Below are 17,047 nucleotides of genomic sequence, written 5' to 3'. Positions count from 1 at the left end.
GCCACCATGAATAACGACCTCAACCGCCCCGGCGGTGCCAAAGCTGCCGCATTGCAGGCGCAGATTGATGCGGTCATTGCAACGGGCGACAGTACCAAGGCCATCGCCCTACATAACGCCATGACTGCACTAGAGATGGCCGACATCGACGCACGCAATGCCCTTGCCGACACAGGCGTCACCGTCACCGACTGGCCCGAACTGGTGCCACTGCCTGAAGACACCGGCGACACCCGCCCGCCCCAGTCCTTCCCTTTTGCCGCACTGGGGCCACTGCTAGGAGCCGCAGCCCAAGCCATTGCCGAAGACGTGCAAGCGCCCGATGCTATGGCTGGTGGCAGTGTATTGGCCGCTGCCAGTCTGGCCGCGCAACCCCTTGCAGACGTGGTGTTGCCGCATGGCAAAGCCTGTCCGCTCACCCTCTACCTTGTCTCCAGTGGCAGCAGCGGCGATAGAAAGAGTGCCGTGGACGATGTGGCCTGTATGGAGATTGCCCGCCGTAAGAAGGAGCAAAGCCGACAGCACCACCATGCCATGGAAGCCTACCGGCAAGAGCAGGCCACCTCCAAAAAAGGCGACCCAGAACCGCAAGAGCCGCTCATGCAGTCCCTGACCGTGGGCAATGCCACTGTGGAAGGCGTGGCCCGGCTACTCAAGGGCCAAAGCAGTATCGGTGTGTTCAGTGCCGAAGGCGGTGAAGTGCTGGGGGGCCACAGCATGAAAGAGGTCAACCGCATGGGGGCGATGGCCTTTTTCCTCAAGGGCTGGGGTGCCGAAGCCCTCGACGTGATGCGTGGGGGCACGGGCTACACATCGCTGCTAGGCCGCCGCATTGCCCTGCACATCATGGTGCAACCGCTGCTACTGCGTGAGCTGCTATCTGACCCGCTGGCCGATGGCCAAGGCTTCCTAGCCCGGTGCCTGGTAGCACAACCCCAGACGCTGGCAGGAACGCGCTTCTACAACGGCAACAACCCGATGGAAAACCCGGCAGTACTGGCCTACGCCCACCGCATGGGGCAACTGCTCGACACCAGCCCGCAGCGCTGGCCCAACGGCGACGGCTACGAGCTCAAACCCAAGGGGCTACCCCTAGACCCGCAGGCCCGCGCCCTGTGGATTGAGTTCTACAACGCCATTGAAGTGCAGCAGGCGGACGGGGCAGAGCTAGAGCAGGCCCGTGCCTTTGCCAGCAAGGCCGCAGAACAGGCAGCGCGCATTGCGGGCGTGATTACCCTGTTCAACAACCCCCAAGCCGCAGTCATTGACGTGCAAGCCATGGACGGCGCAATGGAGCTGGTGACGTTCTACCTGTCTGAGCACTTGCGCCTGATGGGCACCGGCAAACAAGCGCAGACCGACAAGCGCTTGCGCGTGCTGTGGGACTGGTTGCAAGAGCAGGGGCCGTTGGTGGCCCGTGCTGCTGTGCTGCAAAAGTGCCCGCGTGCCATTCGCAGCCTGAAAGCGAAAGGTATCAATGTGCTGTTGGAGCAACTGACCCAGCGCGGCTACGTTCGCCCGATTGGCGACGGCTGGGAGGTGCGCCATGTTGGTTGACTTGAGCGCTATCAGGGACGCCGCCGCAAAACGTGAATCTAACCACTGGCTAATGGCTAACGCGGCTAATCCGGCTAATTTGGCTAATCAAAAGCCCGAAAGCCCGGATGAATTAGCCAAATTAGCCACGTTAGCCGGATTAGCCATTAGCCACGGACTGGAAGCGCCACCACCTAACCCCGGCATGGCTCAATTGCTGGCGCTGGCCGACCGCTACTGCACTGCCATCCAAGCCAGCGACAAGGCACGCACCGACTGGCGCGCCGACATCGAGGCAACCCCACCCAACGACCGGCAAGGGCTTGCTGCACACCTTCGGGGCGAACTGTCCAAGCTGGTGCCATCCGTAGCGCCCAAGCCAGCACCGCCCGCCGTGGTGTCGCCAGCCGCTACCCCATCCCCAGCAAAGCCCTTACCCAAGTTCTCGGTTCACCAGCCGTGGAACGTGGCAGACCGCGCCTATCAGGCCCACCACTGGAGCTGCACCACTTGCAAAGCCACCGCCCGCAGTGGGGGGAGCAGCCAGCGCTGCGCTACAGGCCAGCACCTCTACGCCACCTATGAACAGGCTTTTGAAGCAGGAAAGGAATCCACATGACACGCCCGCCCGTTCTAGCCCCCATCACGCTGTACCAACACCCTGACGGCTGGTCAATCCAATACGCTGAAAACAAGCTTATTGCCACGGACGATGAAGATAACTTTGTCATCGTACCTATCGGAAAGCACTTCATGCACGAGCTGGTGGGCAAGTTGGAAGCCATAGTGCGCACCATGAAGGGGGAGATTGAAAATGATTGACGTCTTGATTGCAGGCAAGGTACACGGCACGCCCACCCAGCGCACCGGTAAGAGCGGCAAGCCCTTTGCACTGGCGAAAGTTCGCACGCCCACCACCGAAGGCGAATCTGTTTTTGTCAGCGTGATTGCCTTTGACGATGGCCCCGTGGCCGCATTGCTGGCGCTGAAAGAAGGTGACTCTGTGGCAGTGGCTGGCCCACTCAAGGTAGGCACTTGGCAGGACAAGGAGGGGCAGTACCGCCCAGCCCTAGACGTGGTGGCGCAGCAGGTATTGACCGTGTACCAAGTGCGCCACAAGCGTGCAGCTACCCAAGGGGATGCCCAACCCCAAAGCCAGCGCCCCAAAGATGAGGCATGGCGCGCCCGTGCGCAGTCTGAGCCACCGCCGTGGCCGGACGATGGCCCCATGCCGTTCTGAAACCCCCGGTTGCAGCGCATGGGGTGGTGAAACTCCACCCCACCAGCCCGGCCCTGTGCCGGGTTTTGCTTTTGGTAGCCCCCTTTCAGGGATTGGCTTTCGCGCCGTGCGCGCAGAGACTTCGGAGAACGAATCCAGAAAGGCGCCCATGACAACCGCCAGCGATGACACACCTACTGAAGCCAGCCCGCCAAAAAGCCCTGGGCAGAACCGAGAAACCATCCTCAAAGCCATCACCGACCTGACAGAGCACGGCCATCAGGCAAGCCGCCGCCGCATTACTGAGGTAACGGGGCTGCGCATGACGACCGTTGATGACCACATCACTAGGCTACGGGAAGATGGCCTGATTCGTTCGCTATACGCTGGCCTATTCGAGCTAGTGGACACCACGCCAGACCGCGCCGTTAGCGTGACAGCCTTACCGCGTGGTCGGTTCAAGGTAGAGGTGGGGGATGATGTTTGCGAGGCGCTGACGCCACGGGAAACGCTGGCGCTGTCCAAGCTGCTGGCGGGTGTGGCGCTGGCCTTCGGTGCAGGGCGGTAGGCTCATACGTCTGGAAGTGAAACGTGCAACCAAAGAAAACCTGAGAAAACCTTAGTTTCCAGCGGCAAGTTTCCAAGGTGGTTGCAGAGGCAATGGTTGCAGCCCAGCCCAAACGCGACAGTGCGCGACAAAACGCGACAGCCCAAGGTAGCAAGACGCCGAAGCAGCCCGTGATTCCTATGGGCGTCCTGACCAGCAAGCTGATTCAAGTGTCGCCCCTATCGCCGGGCTGCACTCATTTGTACGCCGTCCACTGTTGCGCGTCAATCCCAATGAGGTCTCAGCCCAAACGCAGCAAGATGCAGCAAAACGCAGCAGACCCAAGGTAGCAAAAAGTAGCAGGAAGGTAGCACCACCAAGGGATGACGCACTTTTGCGACTATCCCAAAGATACTCACAAACCAACCCAACAACATTGGGTAGGTGCTGGCGCTGGCAGTGCCCTAGTCCTACCCCAGCGCTCCCACTACACAGCCCGCCGCAAAGAGGTTTGGGTGGCGCTGCACCCGGAACCGTCGCCGGATTACTCGCTGGAGAGCTATGACGCGGAGGACGAACAGGTGGGAAAAGTTTGCCCACCTGTTGCGAAACACGGGCACGCCCAGCAAAAAGGCTTTGCCGCAGCCACCGCCGAAGTGACCGGCGAATCCAAGGCGCAAACAAAAATCTCCTGAAGCCGAGAGTATCCAGTGTTGATGCGAAGAAGGCATCCGAACGGTCTGGCTCAACGAATTCAGGAGACGGCTCCAATATAGCAAACGAGGCAGGCCCAACCCTTGCACCGCAAGACTTCAAGCGCGCCATCGCGGACACACCTTGCTGGCGCACATACGGGGAAATCCCGCATCTAACCCTAGATTGAATCTAGCCCATGCCCGCAGCCAGCCCAGCGCTACTACGGAAGTTTCGTTTTATGCCCTCAATTGAACTGAGCGCATAACCGTTCCCAGCCACCAGCCCCATGCGGTATGTCCATGATGGACATGGGGTGCAGATTCGCCACCCCACCGTGCCTAGACCAGCCACCACCCGCATAGGCAGGCCGTGGAGCTTGCCAGCGTGGCAGTGGCGCAACAGGCACCAGCAAGATAGGCGGGAAAGTTTCCCGCCATGCCACGGGGAAAAATCCCGCACATAGCACCACTACAAAAACCATAGCTACCAAAGCGCCAGCAATACGGGGACACTTTTCTTTTTGTTGGTCTTTTTGTTGGTTCTTTTTGTATTTTTCACCAATCTACAGAGGGAAATGTGATTCCCTTCACCCGCTCCAGCGCCTTCCAAGCCCCGCCCTTTGTAGGCAAGGGGCTTTTTTGTTGCCGTAGCCTGGCTCTGTATTAATCGCGGGGTTCGTGCAGTGCAACGATCAGCATCGGTGCATCATCTCCCAGCACAGAAACTTTATAGCTGCTCTCCTTGAACGGCTTATTGTTAGCCACTAAGCTCGTCTTGACGGTGTACTGCTTGCCTTTGGCATCAGCAGGTAAACTAAATTTAGACTGGGTTTGGTACCGTCCAGCACCATCGACCGCCGTCATTTTTTCTGTACGCTCCTCTAGTAGCTGGTTTTTCTCATCGTAGATAGCATAATTTTGGTGCACTTCTGGAACCCGATCGCCGTAGCCAATCAAGTCAGTATTAGACGTAACTTGAAACTCATTTTTATTGGCGGCATTATTTGACGGATGGGTCATTTTTGTTTCAAATTTGACCGGCACGACTTCATTTTTTGGTGGGCGGTAATCTTTGCCGATTTTTCCTGCCTTGACTTGGTTTTCATAATCACGGTTGATGGTTTTGGCATCGGCTAGTTTTTTTGACTCGAAATACCAGCCCACCAAATATCCAGCAGCAGCACCAATGGCTGCACCCACCAAACAACCTTGCCCAGATTTGCTGCTTGTAGCAGACCCAACGGCACAGCCAGCAGCAGCACCCACCAAGACACTGGTAATTTTTGGATCAAAAGCCAAGCTGCCATCAGGATTGGTGGCGCAGGCAGATAAAAGCATTGCACCAGCCAACGCAGTGGCTATAGAACGTAGTCGATGTTTTGTATGCATAAAATTTCCTAAAAATTACTTTACAACAATAGCAATCGGATCATCAATGCCATGATCGCTGATGTAAGGCCGCTGCTCATTGTCAGTGAGTTCTCGCACTCTACGGGTCACGTAGCGTTTGAGGGTGGTCGGATAAACCATTTTATCGCGTGGATCTTCGGCTTCGCCGCGCAAGCCTTCAATAAGTGCTTTGGTAAAGGCACCGTTGCCCCAATCGTCTTTTTCTTGCGACAACTCTTTGGCGGTAGACGAGGCAAACACAATCACCCCTTTTTCATCTTCTACTTGGTTGATAGTGCTCACCACTTTTGCTTGGTTAGCCAGTGCGCCAGCATGGCAGGTGTCTAAGAAAAATATGGCTCTGCCAGGTAAGCTTTGCAGGGTTTCTACAATATCAAAACCAGAAAGCCATTGTTCTTTTTTACCAATATCGTTGGCCCGATGGGGGACATAATAATAAGAACGCTCATCCGATAGGCCATGCCCAGCTAGGAAGAAAATTCCTGCATCCTTGGCTTTGACATTATCTTTTAACCATTTAAGCCCCGCACGAATATTTTCTAGGCTGGCATCTTGGTCGAACAGCACTTTGACCTCTGATTTATTGTATAGCTTGGGTCTGCCTACCGGAGGGTTGGCAATATGTGCCAACTGATGCTGAAAATCTTTAGCATCCTTGACTGGTAACTCCAGTGCATTTTTGCCCGGATATTTATTCACTGCTACCACCAGCATATACAGTGTGTCGTATTTTTCTACATAGGCGGCTTTGCCAGGGTCTGTGCTGGGGCGACGCACTTGGATGCTGATAGGATCAGATTTCGCGTATTTGTTTTCTGCAATAAGCAAAATTTCTGAATTTTTCGGCGGTACGGGCACTTCCAGTTCAAAAACATTGCCTGCTGCACTGCGCAAGATGCGCTGTTTTACGCCCAACTTGAGTTGGCCATTGACCCGGATTTTTAAATCTTGCAGGGGGGCATTGTCTGGAGTGCGTACGGTGTAACGGATCGGAATAATTGCATCATTGCTGTCGATGCTGTGGTCGCTTTGCAACTCTACCAGCGGCGGCAGCATCTCTGTGACCTTCACAGCGGTCGTTTTGAGGGGTGCGGCGACAGGCGCGGTATTTTTCTGTGCCAGTGGAGTGGTTTTGTAGGCCAATAAGGCCTGTTGCTCATCGCCCAGTTGCAGCACTTTGGCCACCACGGAGGGGGCATAAAAACGTTCACGAAAACGCCCCACCGAAAAGAAATCAGCTGCCTGATTAAAGGCCCGATTCACATGCCAGCCTACCAATGCTTCGCCACCAATCGAGGTGTCGTAATAGCCGCTGGGTGTCCAAGCAATCCAGCGCTCACGGTCGCTGTGGATAAACAGTGCCAGTTGCTCGCGCCCATCAGCCAGCCGATACCAGCGCACGCTGCCATCACCCAGTGCTGCCACGGCCCAACGGCCATCGGCACTGATGTTGGCAGCCCAGACCGTGGCTGGAGTGCGCTGTTCCCACAACAGGGCACCTGCGGCGGAGTAGCTGCGCAAAAACCAGTCGGTGCCCAGTACAAAACGCCCATCGGGCAAACCGGCAGCACTGCGCGAGCGCTCACCTTGGCGCAGTGGCAGCACACGCCCACGCCATTGGGGGGCGGGGGCATTGCGCCAATCGCTCAAACCAGCAGGGACTTGGGCGGGCATGAGCTGGGGTGGTGCATCGCCTAAGCGCAGCTCTCCGAGGGCAAAATCAAACCACACCCCGGCTTTGCCACCCATTTGCGTGGGCAAGGCCAGTTGTTGGGCATCGGCACTGAGGCGGAAAGCATCGAGTGCATCCCGAAAATCAGCCATACTGGCGGTGACAGAAAAACGCTGTTCACCAGCGGCATCTAAGGCACTCCAAGCTGGTTGGGCGGAACTGGCTAGCAGCCCGGTCTCGTTGACTGCCAGACTGGTGACGATATTGCCAAAATGGGCTACTTCGCGCCCCGCAGCGCGTCCGGCTTGGGCAAAAGCAAATACCGGAAAGCGCCCTTGGCGCGATAGGCTACCGCCTGCAAACAGCGTTTGGCCATCGGGTGACCACGCTACTTTGGCCAAATTGCCAGCACCGGGCAACTCTATCGTGTACAGCACCTCTAGAGTGTGCGGCGAGACAATCGCTACTTGTGCGCTATCGTGCATACCAATGGCTAGCAGTTGGTTATCTGGCGACCAAGCCAGTGCATAAGGGCGGCCCGGCATTTGTTTGCGTGCGATGCGTTCTAATCCCTGTGGCCCGAAGCGGTACAAACGCACTGCCCCATCCAAACTGACCACAGCCAAACGGCCATCGCGGGCAAAGGCCGCGCCATAAATGGCCTCATTGAATTCGGGGTCGGCACCGATAAAGCCCAATTGGCGCTGAAAAACACGCAACCCCGTTTGGCGCAGACCCACGGCAATCAGTTGACTGTCGGCAGACCAAGCCAATTCGGTGATGGGAGCCTCTAGCCCGGACAAAGTGCTCTTGGGGGGCAGGCTGGCCTTGGCTCGATCAAAAAGGTACAGGGCATGGCTTTGGCCATCAAAAGCCGCATTACCGCCAGTAGCAATCTGCTGCCCATCGGGCGACATAGCTACTGCATACAAAGCGCCAATGTTTTCTGCGCCTAAAGGTGGCCGCAATACCGACAATGCCTTGCCTGAGCGCAAATCCCACAAGCGTGCGGTTTTATCTTCGGACGAGGTGACGGCGTAGCGGCCTTGCGCATCGCTGCTGATATGGGTGATGGCCGATAAATGGCTGCCGGTTTCAATCCGTAAAACAGGCTCGCGGGGCAAATCCGCCGTGGGGGCGGCCATCAGCGCCTGCGCCCATACCAGCCAACACAGTGCTATGAAGCGATACAGCATAAACTTGCCCTCCTTTACCTACCCATATTAGAAATGTGCCAGTATCCTAGCGCGGCTGTGCTGTAGTGGCTGATGAAAATGGAGCCTACTTTGCACACTGTAGCCGCAAGAAGGGGCTTTGGGCAGGTTGATTGTTTTCGATTGCAGATTGTTTCTCCCACACCATGCCATGTTGAGTGCCTCACCCTCTGCCATAGCGGCACCACCAGCGCCAGCTTCTTGGGCATTGGAGTTGCGCGATGTCCATCGCCACTTTGGCCATACCGAGATTGTGCGCGGCGTCAATTTGGCAGTAGCAGCCACAGAGCGAGTGGCGCTGATTGGCCCCAATGGTGCTGGCAAATCGACTCTGTTCCATTTAATCAGTGGGCGATTGCGGCCCAGCAGCGGGCAGATTTACTTACAAGGCCAACGCATTGATGGCAAGGCGGCGCACGATATTCATCGGCTGGGGCTGTCGCGTAGTTTTCAGATCAGCAGTTTGTTTCCGCGCCTGTCGGTGTTAGACAACTTGCGTTGCAGCTTGTTGTGGAGCCTAGGCTACGGTTATAGCTTTTGGCATTGGTTGCCCGGTTTGCGCGATGTGAATGCACGCAGCCATGAACTGCTAGAACTGCTGCAACTGGCCCCACAGTGCGACACCCCGGCCATGCAACTCAGTTACGCGCAGCAGCGGGCGCTAGAACTGGGCATGACTTTAGCCAGTGGTGCCAGCGTGATTTTGCTCGACGAGCCCACCGCTGGCATGAGCCGCAGCGAGACCACGCATTTCATCGCGCTCATTCGCCAAGCCACCCAAGGGCGCACCCTGCTCACGGTAGAGCACGACATGGAAGTCGTGTTTGGCTTGGCCGACAAAATTGCCGTGCTGGTACAAGGCCAGATCATTGCTTACGATACTCCCGACAAGGTGCGCGCCAATCCCCAAGTGCAGGCGGCCTATTTAGGCACTGCGCCGGAGGGCTAAACCTATGCTCCAAATAGATGATCTGCACGCCTACTATGGCCAAAGCCATGTATTGCAAGGCGTTTGCCTAGAGGTAGCACCGGGCGAGGTGGTGGCACTGCTGGGGCGCAATGGCTCAGGGCGCTCCACCACCGCCAAGGCCATCATGGGGCTAGTGGACTGGCGTGGCAGCTTGTACTGGCGCGGCCAGAGTTTGGCAGGCTTGGCTCCGCACGACATCGCCCAGCGCAGCATTGGCTATGTGCCCGAAAGCCGCGACGTGTTTGCTGCTTTGACCGTGCAGCAAAACCTGCTGCTGGGGCAAAAAAGCAGGCGCAAAGCCTGCCGCTGGTCTTTGGACGATATGTACCAGCTGTTTCCGCAACTGGCGCAGCGCCAGCACACCAAAGCGGGCGTACTCTCCGGCGGCGAGCAGCAAATGCTGACGCTGTGCCGCACCCTGATGGGTGACCCGGATTTGATGGTGATTGACGAGCCTACCGAGGGCTTGGCCCCGCAACTGGTGGTGTTGGTGGGGCAGTTTTTACACACCCTGCGCCAGCGCGGCGTGTCGGTGTTGCTGGTGGAGCAAAAACTCACCATTGCGCTGCAAGTGGCAGACCGAGTAGCCTTGATGGGCCAAGGCCGGGTGGTGTTTACCGGCACTCCAGAACAGCTACGGGCGCGCAGCGATCTGCGCCAAGAGTGGCTGCAAGTCTAAACTGCTCTATCCTGCCGCCATCTTTTGCTTGGAAATTGCTATGTTGAGTTTTGGTGTTGATATTCCCTTGGTGCAACTGCTGGGCTTTACCCTGCACCGTATGGAAAATGGCGAGTCAGAATTGCATTACGAGGCCCAGCCTGAGCATCTGAACTCTTTTGCCGTTACCCACGGCGGAGCCAGCATGACCTTGCTGGACGTCACGATGGCTACCGCTGCCCGCAGCGAAACCCCCAATATGGGCGTAGTGACCATCGAAATGAAAACCAGCTTTATGCAACCAGCAAGCGGGCCGTTGGTGGCCAAGGGCAAGCTGCTGCACCGCACCGCGACTATGGCGTTTACCGAAGCCACCATTTTTGATGCCCAAGGCCGCATGTGCAGCCATGCCACCGGCACCTTCAAGTATGTGCGTCGCCTGCCGGTCAGTGGCAGCAGCACCCATGCACTGCAAACTATTGCCACCGACTAAAGCTGTGCCAGCCCGGCCAGCCAGTTTTAGGGCTGGCGAAAGGGCACGCCCGCCAAGCGCGATCCGGCCTTCAATCCGCGTTTCTTGAACCAGCCTTGGTTCATCTCCAGCACATAGCGCACAGGCTTGGCGGAGCAATGCGATTGCAGGGTTTGCGGCTGCATATCGACCAAATTAACGATGCTGCCGTCGTCGGCCACAAAGGCGGCAGTGAGCGGTAGCAGGGTATTTTTCATCCAAAAGCACTGCGTGGCGGGCTGCTCAAATACAAACAACATGCCCTCATGGTTGGGCATGTTTTGCCGGTACATCAGGCCGATTTGTCGTTCCTCAGGGGCTTGGGCCACTTGGGCATCAATGCGGTGCATACCCGCCGTGAGCATGACACGCGGCAGATGCAGTTGGGGGGCTTCTTGGGCCAAGGTGGCTGCGGCTGCTGCGAATAAAACCAGCGCTATCAAAGCGCGCACAAGCATCAATGCATGGGCCTGCACTGGCAGACGGCCACCGTGGTTGGGCAAGAAAAACGGGAATAACAACATAGGGCAATACCGAAAGCAAAAAGAAACCGCTGTTCTACTGCACCACTGTCAAGCAGGTGCTGGGACAGGAAATTTTTTTGTGTGGAAGCTAGGCAAATTTTGCATTATGCAATTTGATTGCAAAAAAACGTTTTTGCCCCCAGCCACAGGACGAAAATCGGGCACTATCGGAGAGCGCCTGTCGGCCTGTCATACGGTGGGCAGCGTTTCTGATCCTTATTTTTGGAGATAAGCCCATGAGTACCCAAGCCCCTACCATCATCTACACCCTGACCGATGAAGCCCCCCGTCTGGCCACTGCGGCATTTTTGCCGATTGTGCGCGCCTTTGCCAAGCCTGCTGGCATTGAGGTAGCAACCAGCGACATCTCGGTGGCCGCTCGTATTTTGGGCCAATTCTCTGAGTACCTGAGCGAAGAGCAGCGCGTCACTGACAATCTGGCCACACTGGGCAAGCTCACGTTCAAGCCCGAAGCCAACATCATCAAGCTGCCCAACATCAGCGCTTCTGTCGGCCAACTCAAAGTTGCGATCCAAGAGCTGCAAGCCAAGGGTTACGCCATTCCTGACTTTCCAGAAAACCCCAAGGACGAGAAAGAAAAGGAAATCCGCGCTCGCTACAACAAGTGTATTGGCAGCGCCGTGAACCCGGTACTGCGCGAGGGCAACTCGGATCGCCGCGCTCCCAAGGCCGTGAAAGAATACGCGCGCAAAAACCCGCACAGCATGGCCGAGTGGAGCCAAGCTTCGCGCTCGCATGTTTCGCACATGCACCACGGCGATTTTTACCACGGTGAAAAGTCCATCACCTTGGACCGCGCCCGCGACGTGAAAATGGAGCTGCTGACCAAGAGCGGTCAAACCATCGTGCTCAAGCCCAAAGTCTCGCTGCTCGACCGTGAAGTGATCGACAGCATGTTCATGAGCAAAAAAGCGCTGGTGGCGTTCTACGAAAAAGAAATCGAAGACGCGCACAAGACTGGCGTGATGTTCTCGCTGCACGTCAAGGCCACGATGATGAAGGTGTCGCACCCCATCGTGTTTGGCCACTGCGTCAAGATTTTCTACAAAGACGCCTTCGAAAAACACGCTAAGGCGTTTGAAGAATTGGGCGTGAACGTCAACAACGGCATGGTCGATCTGTACAACAAGATTGCCACGTTGCCACAAAGCCAGCAAGACGAGATCAAGCGCGACCTGCACGCTTGCCACGAAGGCCGCCCTGAGCTGGCCATGGTGGACTCTGCCAAGGGCATCACCAATTTCCACTCGCCCAACGACATCATTGTGGATGCCTCCATGCCCGCGATGATTCGCAATGGCGGCAAAATGTGGGGTGCCGATGGCCGCTTGAAGGACGTGAAGGCCGTGATGCCCGAATCGACCTTTGCCCGCATCTACCAAGAGATGATCAACTTCTGCAAGTGGCACGGCAACTTCGACCCCAAGACAATGGGCACCGTGCCCAACGTCGGCCTGATGGCCCAACAAGCCGAAGAATACGGCTCGCACGACAAAACGTTTGAAATCTCCGAAGACGGCGTCGCCAACATCACCGATCTGGCTACAGGTGAAGTGCTGTTGAGCCAAAACGTCGAAAAGGGCGACATCTGGCGCATGTGCCAAGTCAAGGATGCCGCCATCCGCGACTGGGTCAAGCTGGCTGTGAACCGTGCGCGCAACTCCGGTATGCCCGTGGTGTTCTGGCTCGATGCCTACCGCCCCCACGAAGCCCAGCTCATCACCAAGGTCAAGATGTATCTGCACGAGCACGATACCACTGGCCTCGACATCCAAATCATGAGCCAAGTGCGCGCCATGCGCTACACCTTGGAGCGCGTGATCCGTGGCCAAGACACCATCAGCGCCACCGGCAACATCCTGCGCGACTACCTGACCGACCTGTTCCCGATCATGGAACTGGGCACCTCGGCCAAGATGCTGTCCATCGTGCCCTTGATGGCTGGTGGCGGTATGTACGAAACTGGCGCGGGTGGTTCTGCGCCCAAGCACGTACAGCAACTGGTGGAAGAAAACCACCTGCGCTGGGACTCGCTGGGCGAGTTCTTGGCATTGGCGGTATCGCTGGAAGACTTGGGTATCAAAGAGCACAATCCCAAGGCCAAATTGCTGGCCAAGACCTTGGATGCTGCTACCGGCAAACTGCTGGACAACAACAAGAATCCCTCGCCCAAGACAGGCCAGTTGGACAACCGTGGCAGCCAGTTCTATCTGGCCCTGTACTGGGCGCAAGAGCTGGCAGCCCAAACTGAGGATGCCGCACTGGCCGCCCAGTTTGCACCGCTGGCCCAGCAGCTCACCGACAACGAGGAAAAAATTGTGGGTGAACTCAATGCCGTGCAAGGCCAGCCTGCCGATATTGGTGGCTACTACCTGCCCGACGTGCAAAAGCTCGATGCCGTGATGCGCCCCAGTGCTACCTTGAACGCAGCTCTGGACAGCGTGCAGGCTTAATCGCGCAGTTTGGCGCTGGCCTTCAGTGTCCGTGGCTGCCACGGCACTGAGGCACCGCTAGAATCAAAAAAGCAAACACAGGCTGTGGCATTTGCCCAGCCTGTTGTCTTTTGATCCACCAAGTTTTCACTGCTATGACCCATTACCAGCATATTCAGGTGCCTGCCCAGGGCCAGAAAATCACCGTGCACAGCGACTTGTCGCTGCAAGTGCCCGATCAGCCCATCATCCCGTTTATTGAGGGCGATGGCGTGGGTGTGGACGTGACCCCAGTGATGCGGGCGGTGGTCAATGCGGCGGTGGAGCGTGCTTATGCAGGCCAACGCCAAATTCAGTGGATGGAGGTGTATGCAGGCACCAAGGCCACGCAAATCTATGGCCCTGATGTTTGGTTGCCCGACGAGACCATTGCCGCCTTGCGCGATTTTGCGGTGTCGATCAAAGGCCCCTTGGCGACGCCGGTGGGCGATGGCATTCGTTCGCTTAATGTGGCGCTGCGCCAAGGGCTGGATTTGTATGTCTGCTTGCGGCCCGTGCGCTACTTTAAGGGCGTGCCCTCGCCGCTCAAAGAGCCTGAAAAAACCAATATTGCCATCTTCCGCGAAAACTCCGAAGACATTTACGCCGGTATCGAATTTGAAGCAGGCTCGGAGCAAGCCAAAAAGCTGATCGACTTTTTGCAGCAAGAGTTGGGCACGAACAAAATCCGCTTTCCAGACACTTCTGGCATTGGCATCAAACCGGTGTCGCGCGAAGGCACCGAGCGCCTCGTGCGCAAGGCCATCCAGTACGCCATTGACCATGACAAGCCCAGCGTGACGTTAGTCCACAAGGGCAACATCATGAAATACACCGAGGGCAGCTTTCGCAATTGGGGCTACGCCTTGGCACAAAAAGAGTTTGGTGCCCAACCCATCGACGGCGGCCCATGGTGCCACTTTAACAACCCAAACACGGGCCGAGAAATCACCATCAAAGACAGCATTACTGATGCCTTCTTGCAACAAATTTTGTTGCGCCCGGCAGAGTATTCGGTGGTGGCTACGCTCAATCTGAATGGCGATTACCTTTCGGATGCACTGGCGGCGCAGGTGGGCGGTATTGGCATTGCGCCGGGGGCCAATTTGTCCGATTCCGTGGCTTGCTTTGAGGCCACGCATGGCACCGCTCCCCGTTATGCAGGCAAGGATTATGTCAATCCCGGCTCGGCCATCCTATCGGCAGAAATGATGCTGCGCCACATGGGTTGGACAGAGGCTGCTGATCGCATCATCAAAGCACTGGAGCAGGCCATTGCCTCGAAAAAAGTGACTTACGACTTTGCCCGCTTGATGAGCGGGGCCACCCAAGTCAGTTGTTCTGGTTTTGGCCAAGTGGTCATTTCTTACCTGTGATGCCCACCAAGCAGCCCGGTGCCAGCCCCTGCGCACCGGCCCCGATGTCTGCGGCCCTGATTGTGCTGCTGCTGGCGCTGTTGCTGGGGCTGCAACCCATTACTACCGATTTGTATTTGCCTGCTCTACCTGCCTTGCAAGGGCAGTGGGGCGCGGGTATGGCGCAAACGCAATTGACGCTTACGGCTTTGCTGCTGGCCTTTGGCGGCTCGCAGTTGGTCTGGGGGCCACTGTCTGACCGTTGGGGGCGGCGGCCTATTTTGCTGTTGGGCTTGTTGGCCTATGTGCTGGCGGCCTTGGGGTGCGCGCTGGCGCAATCCATTGAGGCGTTGATTGTGTGGCGGGTCGTGCAGGGTATGGCAATGGGTGCCGGAGTGATGTGCGCCCGTGCCGTGGTGCGGGACTTATATGCGCCGGTAGAGGGGGCACAGGCCATGTCGCGCGCCCTGACGGGCTTAGGCATTATTGCTTGCCTCAGCCCGCCATTGGGCGGCTGGCTGGCTGGCAGCCTAGGCTGGCGCGCCACGATGGCCGCGCTCGCCGTCTTTGGTGGTCTGGCTTTGTGGTTGGTGGCGCTGCGCTTTCAAGAAACCCTGATGCGGCCCAATGTGCAGGCGCTGCAACCAGCGCATTTGCTGCGCACTTGGCGGCAGATTCTGCGCCACCCAACATTTTGGGCTTTTACCGCCACCACCACCTTTACCTACGCTGGGCTGTTTACCTATCTGGCCACGTCTTCGTTTACCTTTATGCAGGTGTTGGGCTGGAGCAGTACCGCCTATGGCACGTTGCTGGCCTGTAATGCGTTGCTTTACGTGTGTGGCACGGTGCTGTGCCGCCGTTTGGTGGTGCGCTGGGGTGTGCGCCGCAGTATGGTGCTGGCGGGGGCTTTGAGTTTGAGCGGCGGTTCGCTGATGGGTATTTTTGCGCTGCTTGGGGTGCAAAACGGTTGGGCCTACGCTGTACCGTTTTGGCTGTACCAGCTAGCCCACGGCATTCATATGCCTTGCAGCCAAAGCGGTGCCATAGGGCCATTTCCACAGGCCGCAGGTACAGCAGCGGCACTCAATGGGGTGGTGATGATGGTGGTGGCCTTTGGCATCGGCCACTGGTTGGGCCAGCACATGAATGGCACGGTGTTGCCGCTGGCGCTAGGGGTGTGGTTTTGGGGTGCTTGTGCCGCCGTAGCCGCTTGGACGCTGGTACAAAAATTTGGTGAAGCACAAAAATCATGAACACCTCTTTGCCTTGCATCGCTCTGGCTGGCCCCACGGCCTCTGGCAAAACCGCTGGCGCATTAGCCATTGCCACAGCGTTGGCCGCACAGCAGCAACCGGTAGAAATCATCAGTGTCGATTCGGCCTTGGTCTATCGCGGTATGGATGTGGGTACGGCCAAGCCCAGCCCTGATGAACTGGTTGCCGTGCCGCACCACCTGATTGATATTCGTGACCCGTTGCATGCTTACAGCGCCGCAGAATTTGTGCAAGACGCCACCCGTTTGGTGGCCGAGATCCGCGCACGGGGGGCTATACCGCTGTTGGTGGGGGGCACCATGCTGTATTTCAAAGCCCTGTTCGATGGCATTGACGATATGCCCGCCGCTGACCCGGTGGTGCGCGCCCGCCTAGAGGCCCAAGCTGCCGAGCAAGGCTGGCCCGCTCTGCACGCCGAGTTGGCGCGGGTCGATCCGGTCACGGCGGCGCGTTTGGCCCCGGCAGACAGCCAACGCATTCAGCGGGCGCTAGAAGTCTGGCAGGTATCGGGACAGCCGCTGTCGAGCTTTCATAAAGCCAAAGACGCGGTGCTTGGTTCTGCGCTGGTAGCTCCGGAGCATTTTTTCACCTTAGAGCCGGACAACCGGGCTTGGCTGCACCAACGCATTGCCCAGCGTTTTGACGCCATGCTTCATGCTGATTTGATTGACGAAGTGCGCCACCTGCGCGCCCGTGGCGATCTGCACCCCGATTTGCCGTCGATGCGTTGTGTGGGTTATCGGCAGGTGTGGCAGGCGTTGGATACACAAGCCAATCTGCCCGAGGGTGCCCCGCTGAACATCGCATCGCTGCGCGAGCAGGGCATAGCTGCCACACGCCAATTGGCCAAGCGCCAAATCACTTGGCTGCGTAGCATGCCCCAGCGCCGCGTGTTGGCATGCGACCAGTCTGACGCGTTGGCGCTATTGGTGACAGCGGTTCTGCATAGCCTAGAGCGGAGCTAAAG

Annotated in this window: 16 protein-coding genes; 13 read left to right on the top strand and 3 right to left on the bottom strand. The window is 57.5% G+C overall.

Annotated elements, in window-relative coordinates:
* Nucleotides 1-6: 6 nt before the first annotated feature.
* The 6 genes from BMX55_RS03520 to BMX55_RS16075 all read left to right on the top strand — a co-directional run bounded on the left by BMX55_RS03520 (nt 7) and on the right by BMX55_RS16075 (nt 3,997).
* Nucleotides 7-1,557: a YfjI family protein gene (locus tag BMX55_RS03520; RefSeq protein ID WP_091452762.1), complete on the top strand. Its 1,551-nt coding sequence runs from the start codon at nt 7-9 to the stop codon at nt 1,555-1,557.
* Nucleotides 1,547-2,155 carry a hypothetical protein gene (locus tag BMX55_RS03515; protein ID WP_091452759.1) on the top strand — a complete coding sequence of 203 codons (609 nt, stop codon included), beginning with the start codon at nt 1,547-1,549 and terminating at the stop codon, nt 2,153-2,155. The genes BMX55_RS03520 and BMX55_RS03515 overlap by 11 nt, the downstream gene beginning before the upstream one ends.
* Nucleotides 2,152-2,358 (top strand): hypothetical protein, encoded by a 207-nt coding sequence (locus BMX55_RS03510; protein ID WP_091452755.1) that lies wholly within the window; start codon nt 2,152-2,154, stop codon nt 2,356-2,358. Before BMX55_RS03515 ends, BMX55_RS03510 begins: the two co-directional genes overlap by 4 nt.
* Nucleotides 2,351-2,776 (top strand): single-stranded DNA-binding protein, encoded by a 426-nt coding sequence (locus tag BMX55_RS03505; protein WP_091452753.1) that lies wholly within the window; start codon nt 2,351-2,353, stop codon nt 2,774-2,776. Before BMX55_RS03510 ends, BMX55_RS03505 begins: the two co-directional genes overlap by 8 nt.
* Before the next feature lie 148 nt (nt 2,777-2,924).
* Nucleotides 2,925-3,323 carry a LexA family transcriptional regulator gene (locus BMX55_RS03500; protein ID WP_091452750.1) on the top strand — a complete coding sequence of 133 codons (399 nt, stop codon included), beginning with the start codon at nt 2,925-2,927 and terminating at the stop codon, nt 3,321-3,323.
* A 494-nt stretch (nt 3,324-3,817) separates the two neighbouring features.
* A complete protein-coding gene (locus BMX55_RS16075; RefSeq protein WP_143059568.1) occupies nt 3,818-3,997 on the top strand; it encodes a hypothetical protein in 180 nt (59 codons plus the stop codon).
* Between the two features lie 663 nt (nt 3,998-4,660).
* Here BMX55_RS16075 and BMX55_RS03490 read toward each other — a convergent pair.
* Together BMX55_RS03490 and BMX55_RS03485 are read right to left on the bottom strand one after the other, a co-directional pair.
* Nucleotides 4,661-5,386, bottom strand: a complete 726-nt coding sequence (locus BMX55_RS03490; protein WP_091452743.1) for a glycine zipper domain-containing protein — start codon at nt 5,384-5,386, stop codon at nt 4,661-4,663.
* Nucleotides 5,387-5,401: 15 nt separating this feature from the next.
* Nucleotides 5,402-8,275, bottom strand: a complete 2,874-nt coding sequence (locus BMX55_RS03485; protein WP_091452740.1) for a caspase family protein — start codon at nt 8,273-8,275, stop codon at nt 5,402-5,404.
* A gap of 169 nt (nt 8,276-8,444) precedes the next feature.
* On the opposite strand from BMX55_RS03485, the gene BMX55_RS03480 reads away from it, so the two are divergent.
* Genes BMX55_RS03480 through BMX55_RS03470 form a run of 3 tightly spaced genes read left to right on the top strand, consistent with a single transcriptional unit; the run spans nt 8,445 to nt 10,414 of the window.
* Nucleotides 8,445-9,242 (top strand): ABC transporter ATP-binding protein, encoded by a 798-nt coding sequence (locus BMX55_RS03480; protein WP_091452736.1) that lies wholly within the window; start codon nt 8,445-8,447, stop codon nt 9,240-9,242.
* Between the two features lie 4 nt (nt 9,243-9,246).
* A complete protein-coding gene (locus BMX55_RS03475) occupies nt 9,247-9,942 on the top strand; it encodes an ABC transporter ATP-binding protein (protein ID WP_091452733.1) in 696 nt (231 codons plus the stop codon).
* Between the two features lie 40 nt (nt 9,943-9,982).
* Complete coding sequence (locus tag BMX55_RS03470; RefSeq protein WP_091452730.1) at nt 9,983-10,414, top strand: PaaI family thioesterase; 432 nt, start codon at nt 9,983-9,985, stop codon at nt 10,412-10,414.
* Nucleotides 10,415-10,440: 26 nt separating this feature from the next.
* Here BMX55_RS03470 and BMX55_RS03465 read toward each other — a convergent pair whose 3' ends face one another.
* Nucleotides 10,441-10,890 carry a DUF192 domain-containing protein gene (locus BMX55_RS03465; RefSeq protein WP_091453197.1) on the bottom strand — a complete coding sequence of 150 codons (450 nt, stop codon included), beginning with the start codon at nt 10,888-10,890 and terminating at the stop codon, nt 10,441-10,443.
* A gap of 302 nt (nt 10,891-11,192) precedes the next feature.
* Here BMX55_RS03465 and BMX55_RS03460 point away from each other — a divergent pair, with 302 nt between their 5' ends.
* The 4 genes from BMX55_RS03460 (at nt 11,193) to miaA (ending at nt 17,045) form a co-directional block, all read left to right on the top strand.
* Nucleotides 11,193-13,430 carry an NADP-dependent isocitrate dehydrogenase gene (locus BMX55_RS03460; RefSeq protein ID WP_091452728.1) on the top strand — a complete coding sequence of 746 codons (2,238 nt, stop codon included), beginning with the start codon at nt 11,193-11,195 and terminating at the stop codon, nt 13,428-13,430.
* 134 nt (nt 13,431-13,564) lie between these two features.
* A complete protein-coding gene (gene icd / locus BMX55_RS03455) occupies nt 13,565-14,824 on the top strand; it encodes an NADP-dependent isocitrate dehydrogenase (RefSeq protein ID WP_091452724.1) in 1,260 nt (419 codons plus the stop codon).
* Entirely contained in the window at nt 14,824-16,059 is a 1,236-nt protein-coding gene (locus tag BMX55_RS03450; protein ID WP_091452723.1) for a Bcr/CflA family efflux MFS transporter, read from the top strand. Before icd ends, BMX55_RS03450 begins: the two co-directional genes overlap by 1 nt.
* Nucleotides 16,056-17,045 carry a tRNA (adenosine(37)-N6)-dimethylallyltransferase MiaA gene (miaA, locus tag BMX55_RS03445; RefSeq protein ID WP_091452719.1) on the top strand — a complete coding sequence of 330 codons (990 nt, stop codon included), beginning with the start codon at nt 16,056-16,058 and terminating at the stop codon, nt 17,043-17,045. Before BMX55_RS03450 ends, miaA begins: the two co-directional genes overlap by 4 nt.
* The last annotated feature ends 2 nt before the right edge of the window (nt 17,046-17,047 follow it).

The sequence above is a fragment of the Giesbergeria anulus genome (assembly GCF_900111115.1).
Classification (GTDB): domain Bacteria; phylum Pseudomonadota; class Gammaproteobacteria; order Burkholderiales; family Burkholderiaceae_C; genus Simplicispira; species Simplicispira anulus.
This window is presented reverse-complemented; position numbering and strand designations above follow the sequence as displayed.

Coding starts and splice junctions, on each gene's coding strand:
- BMX55_RS03520 (WP_091452762.1), top strand. CDS start 7: ATGAATAACGACCTCAACCGCCCCGGCGGTGCCAAAGCTGCCGCATTG.
- BMX55_RS03465 (WP_091453197.1), bottom strand. CDS start 10,890: ATGCTTGTGCGCGCTTTGATAGCGCTGGTTTTATTCGCAGCAGCCGCA.
- BMX55_RS03515 (WP_091452759.1), top strand. CDS start 1,547: ATGTTGGTTGACTTGAGCGCTATCAGGGACGCCGCCGCAAAACGTGAA.
- BMX55_RS03470 (WP_091452730.1), top strand. CDS start 9,983: ATGTTGAGTTTTGGTGTTGATATTCCCTTGGTGCAACTGCTGGGCTTT.
- BMX55_RS03505 (WP_091452753.1), top strand. CDS start 2,351: ATGATTGACGTCTTGATTGCAGGCAAGGTACACGGCACGCCCACCCAG.
- BMX55_RS03485 (WP_091452740.1), bottom strand. CDS start 8,275: ATGCTGTATCGCTTCATAGCACTGTGTTGGCTGGTATGGGCGCAGGCG.
- BMX55_RS03500 (WP_091452750.1), top strand. CDS start 2,925: ATGACAACCGCCAGCGATGACACACCTACTGAAGCCAGCCCGCCAAAA.
- BMX55_RS03475 (WP_091452733.1), top strand. CDS start 9,247: ATGCTCCAAATAGATGATCTGCACGCCTACTATGGCCAAAGCCATGTA.
- BMX55_RS03480 (WP_091452736.1), top strand. CDS start 8,445: ATGTTGAGTGCCTCACCCTCTGCCATAGCGGCACCACCAGCGCCAGCT.
- icd (WP_091452724.1), top strand. CDS start 13,565: ATGACCCATTACCAGCATATTCAGGTGCCTGCCCAGGGCCAGAAAATC.
- BMX55_RS03510 (WP_091452755.1), top strand. CDS start 2,152: ATGACACGCCCGCCCGTTCTAGCCCCCATCACGCTGTACCAACACCCT.
- BMX55_RS03490 (WP_091452743.1), bottom strand. CDS start 5,386: ATGCATACAAAACATCGACTACGTTCTATAGCCACTGCGTTGGCTGGT.
- BMX55_RS03450 (WP_091452723.1), top strand. CDS start 14,824: ATGCCCACCAAGCAGCCCGGTGCCAGCCCCTGCGCACCGGCCCCGATG.
- miaA (WP_091452719.1), top strand. CDS start 16,056: ATGAACACCTCTTTGCCTTGCATCGCTCTGGCTGGCCCCACGGCCTCT.
- BMX55_RS03460 (WP_091452728.1), top strand. CDS start 11,193: ATGAGTACCCAAGCCCCTACCATCATCTACACCCTGACCGATGAAGCC.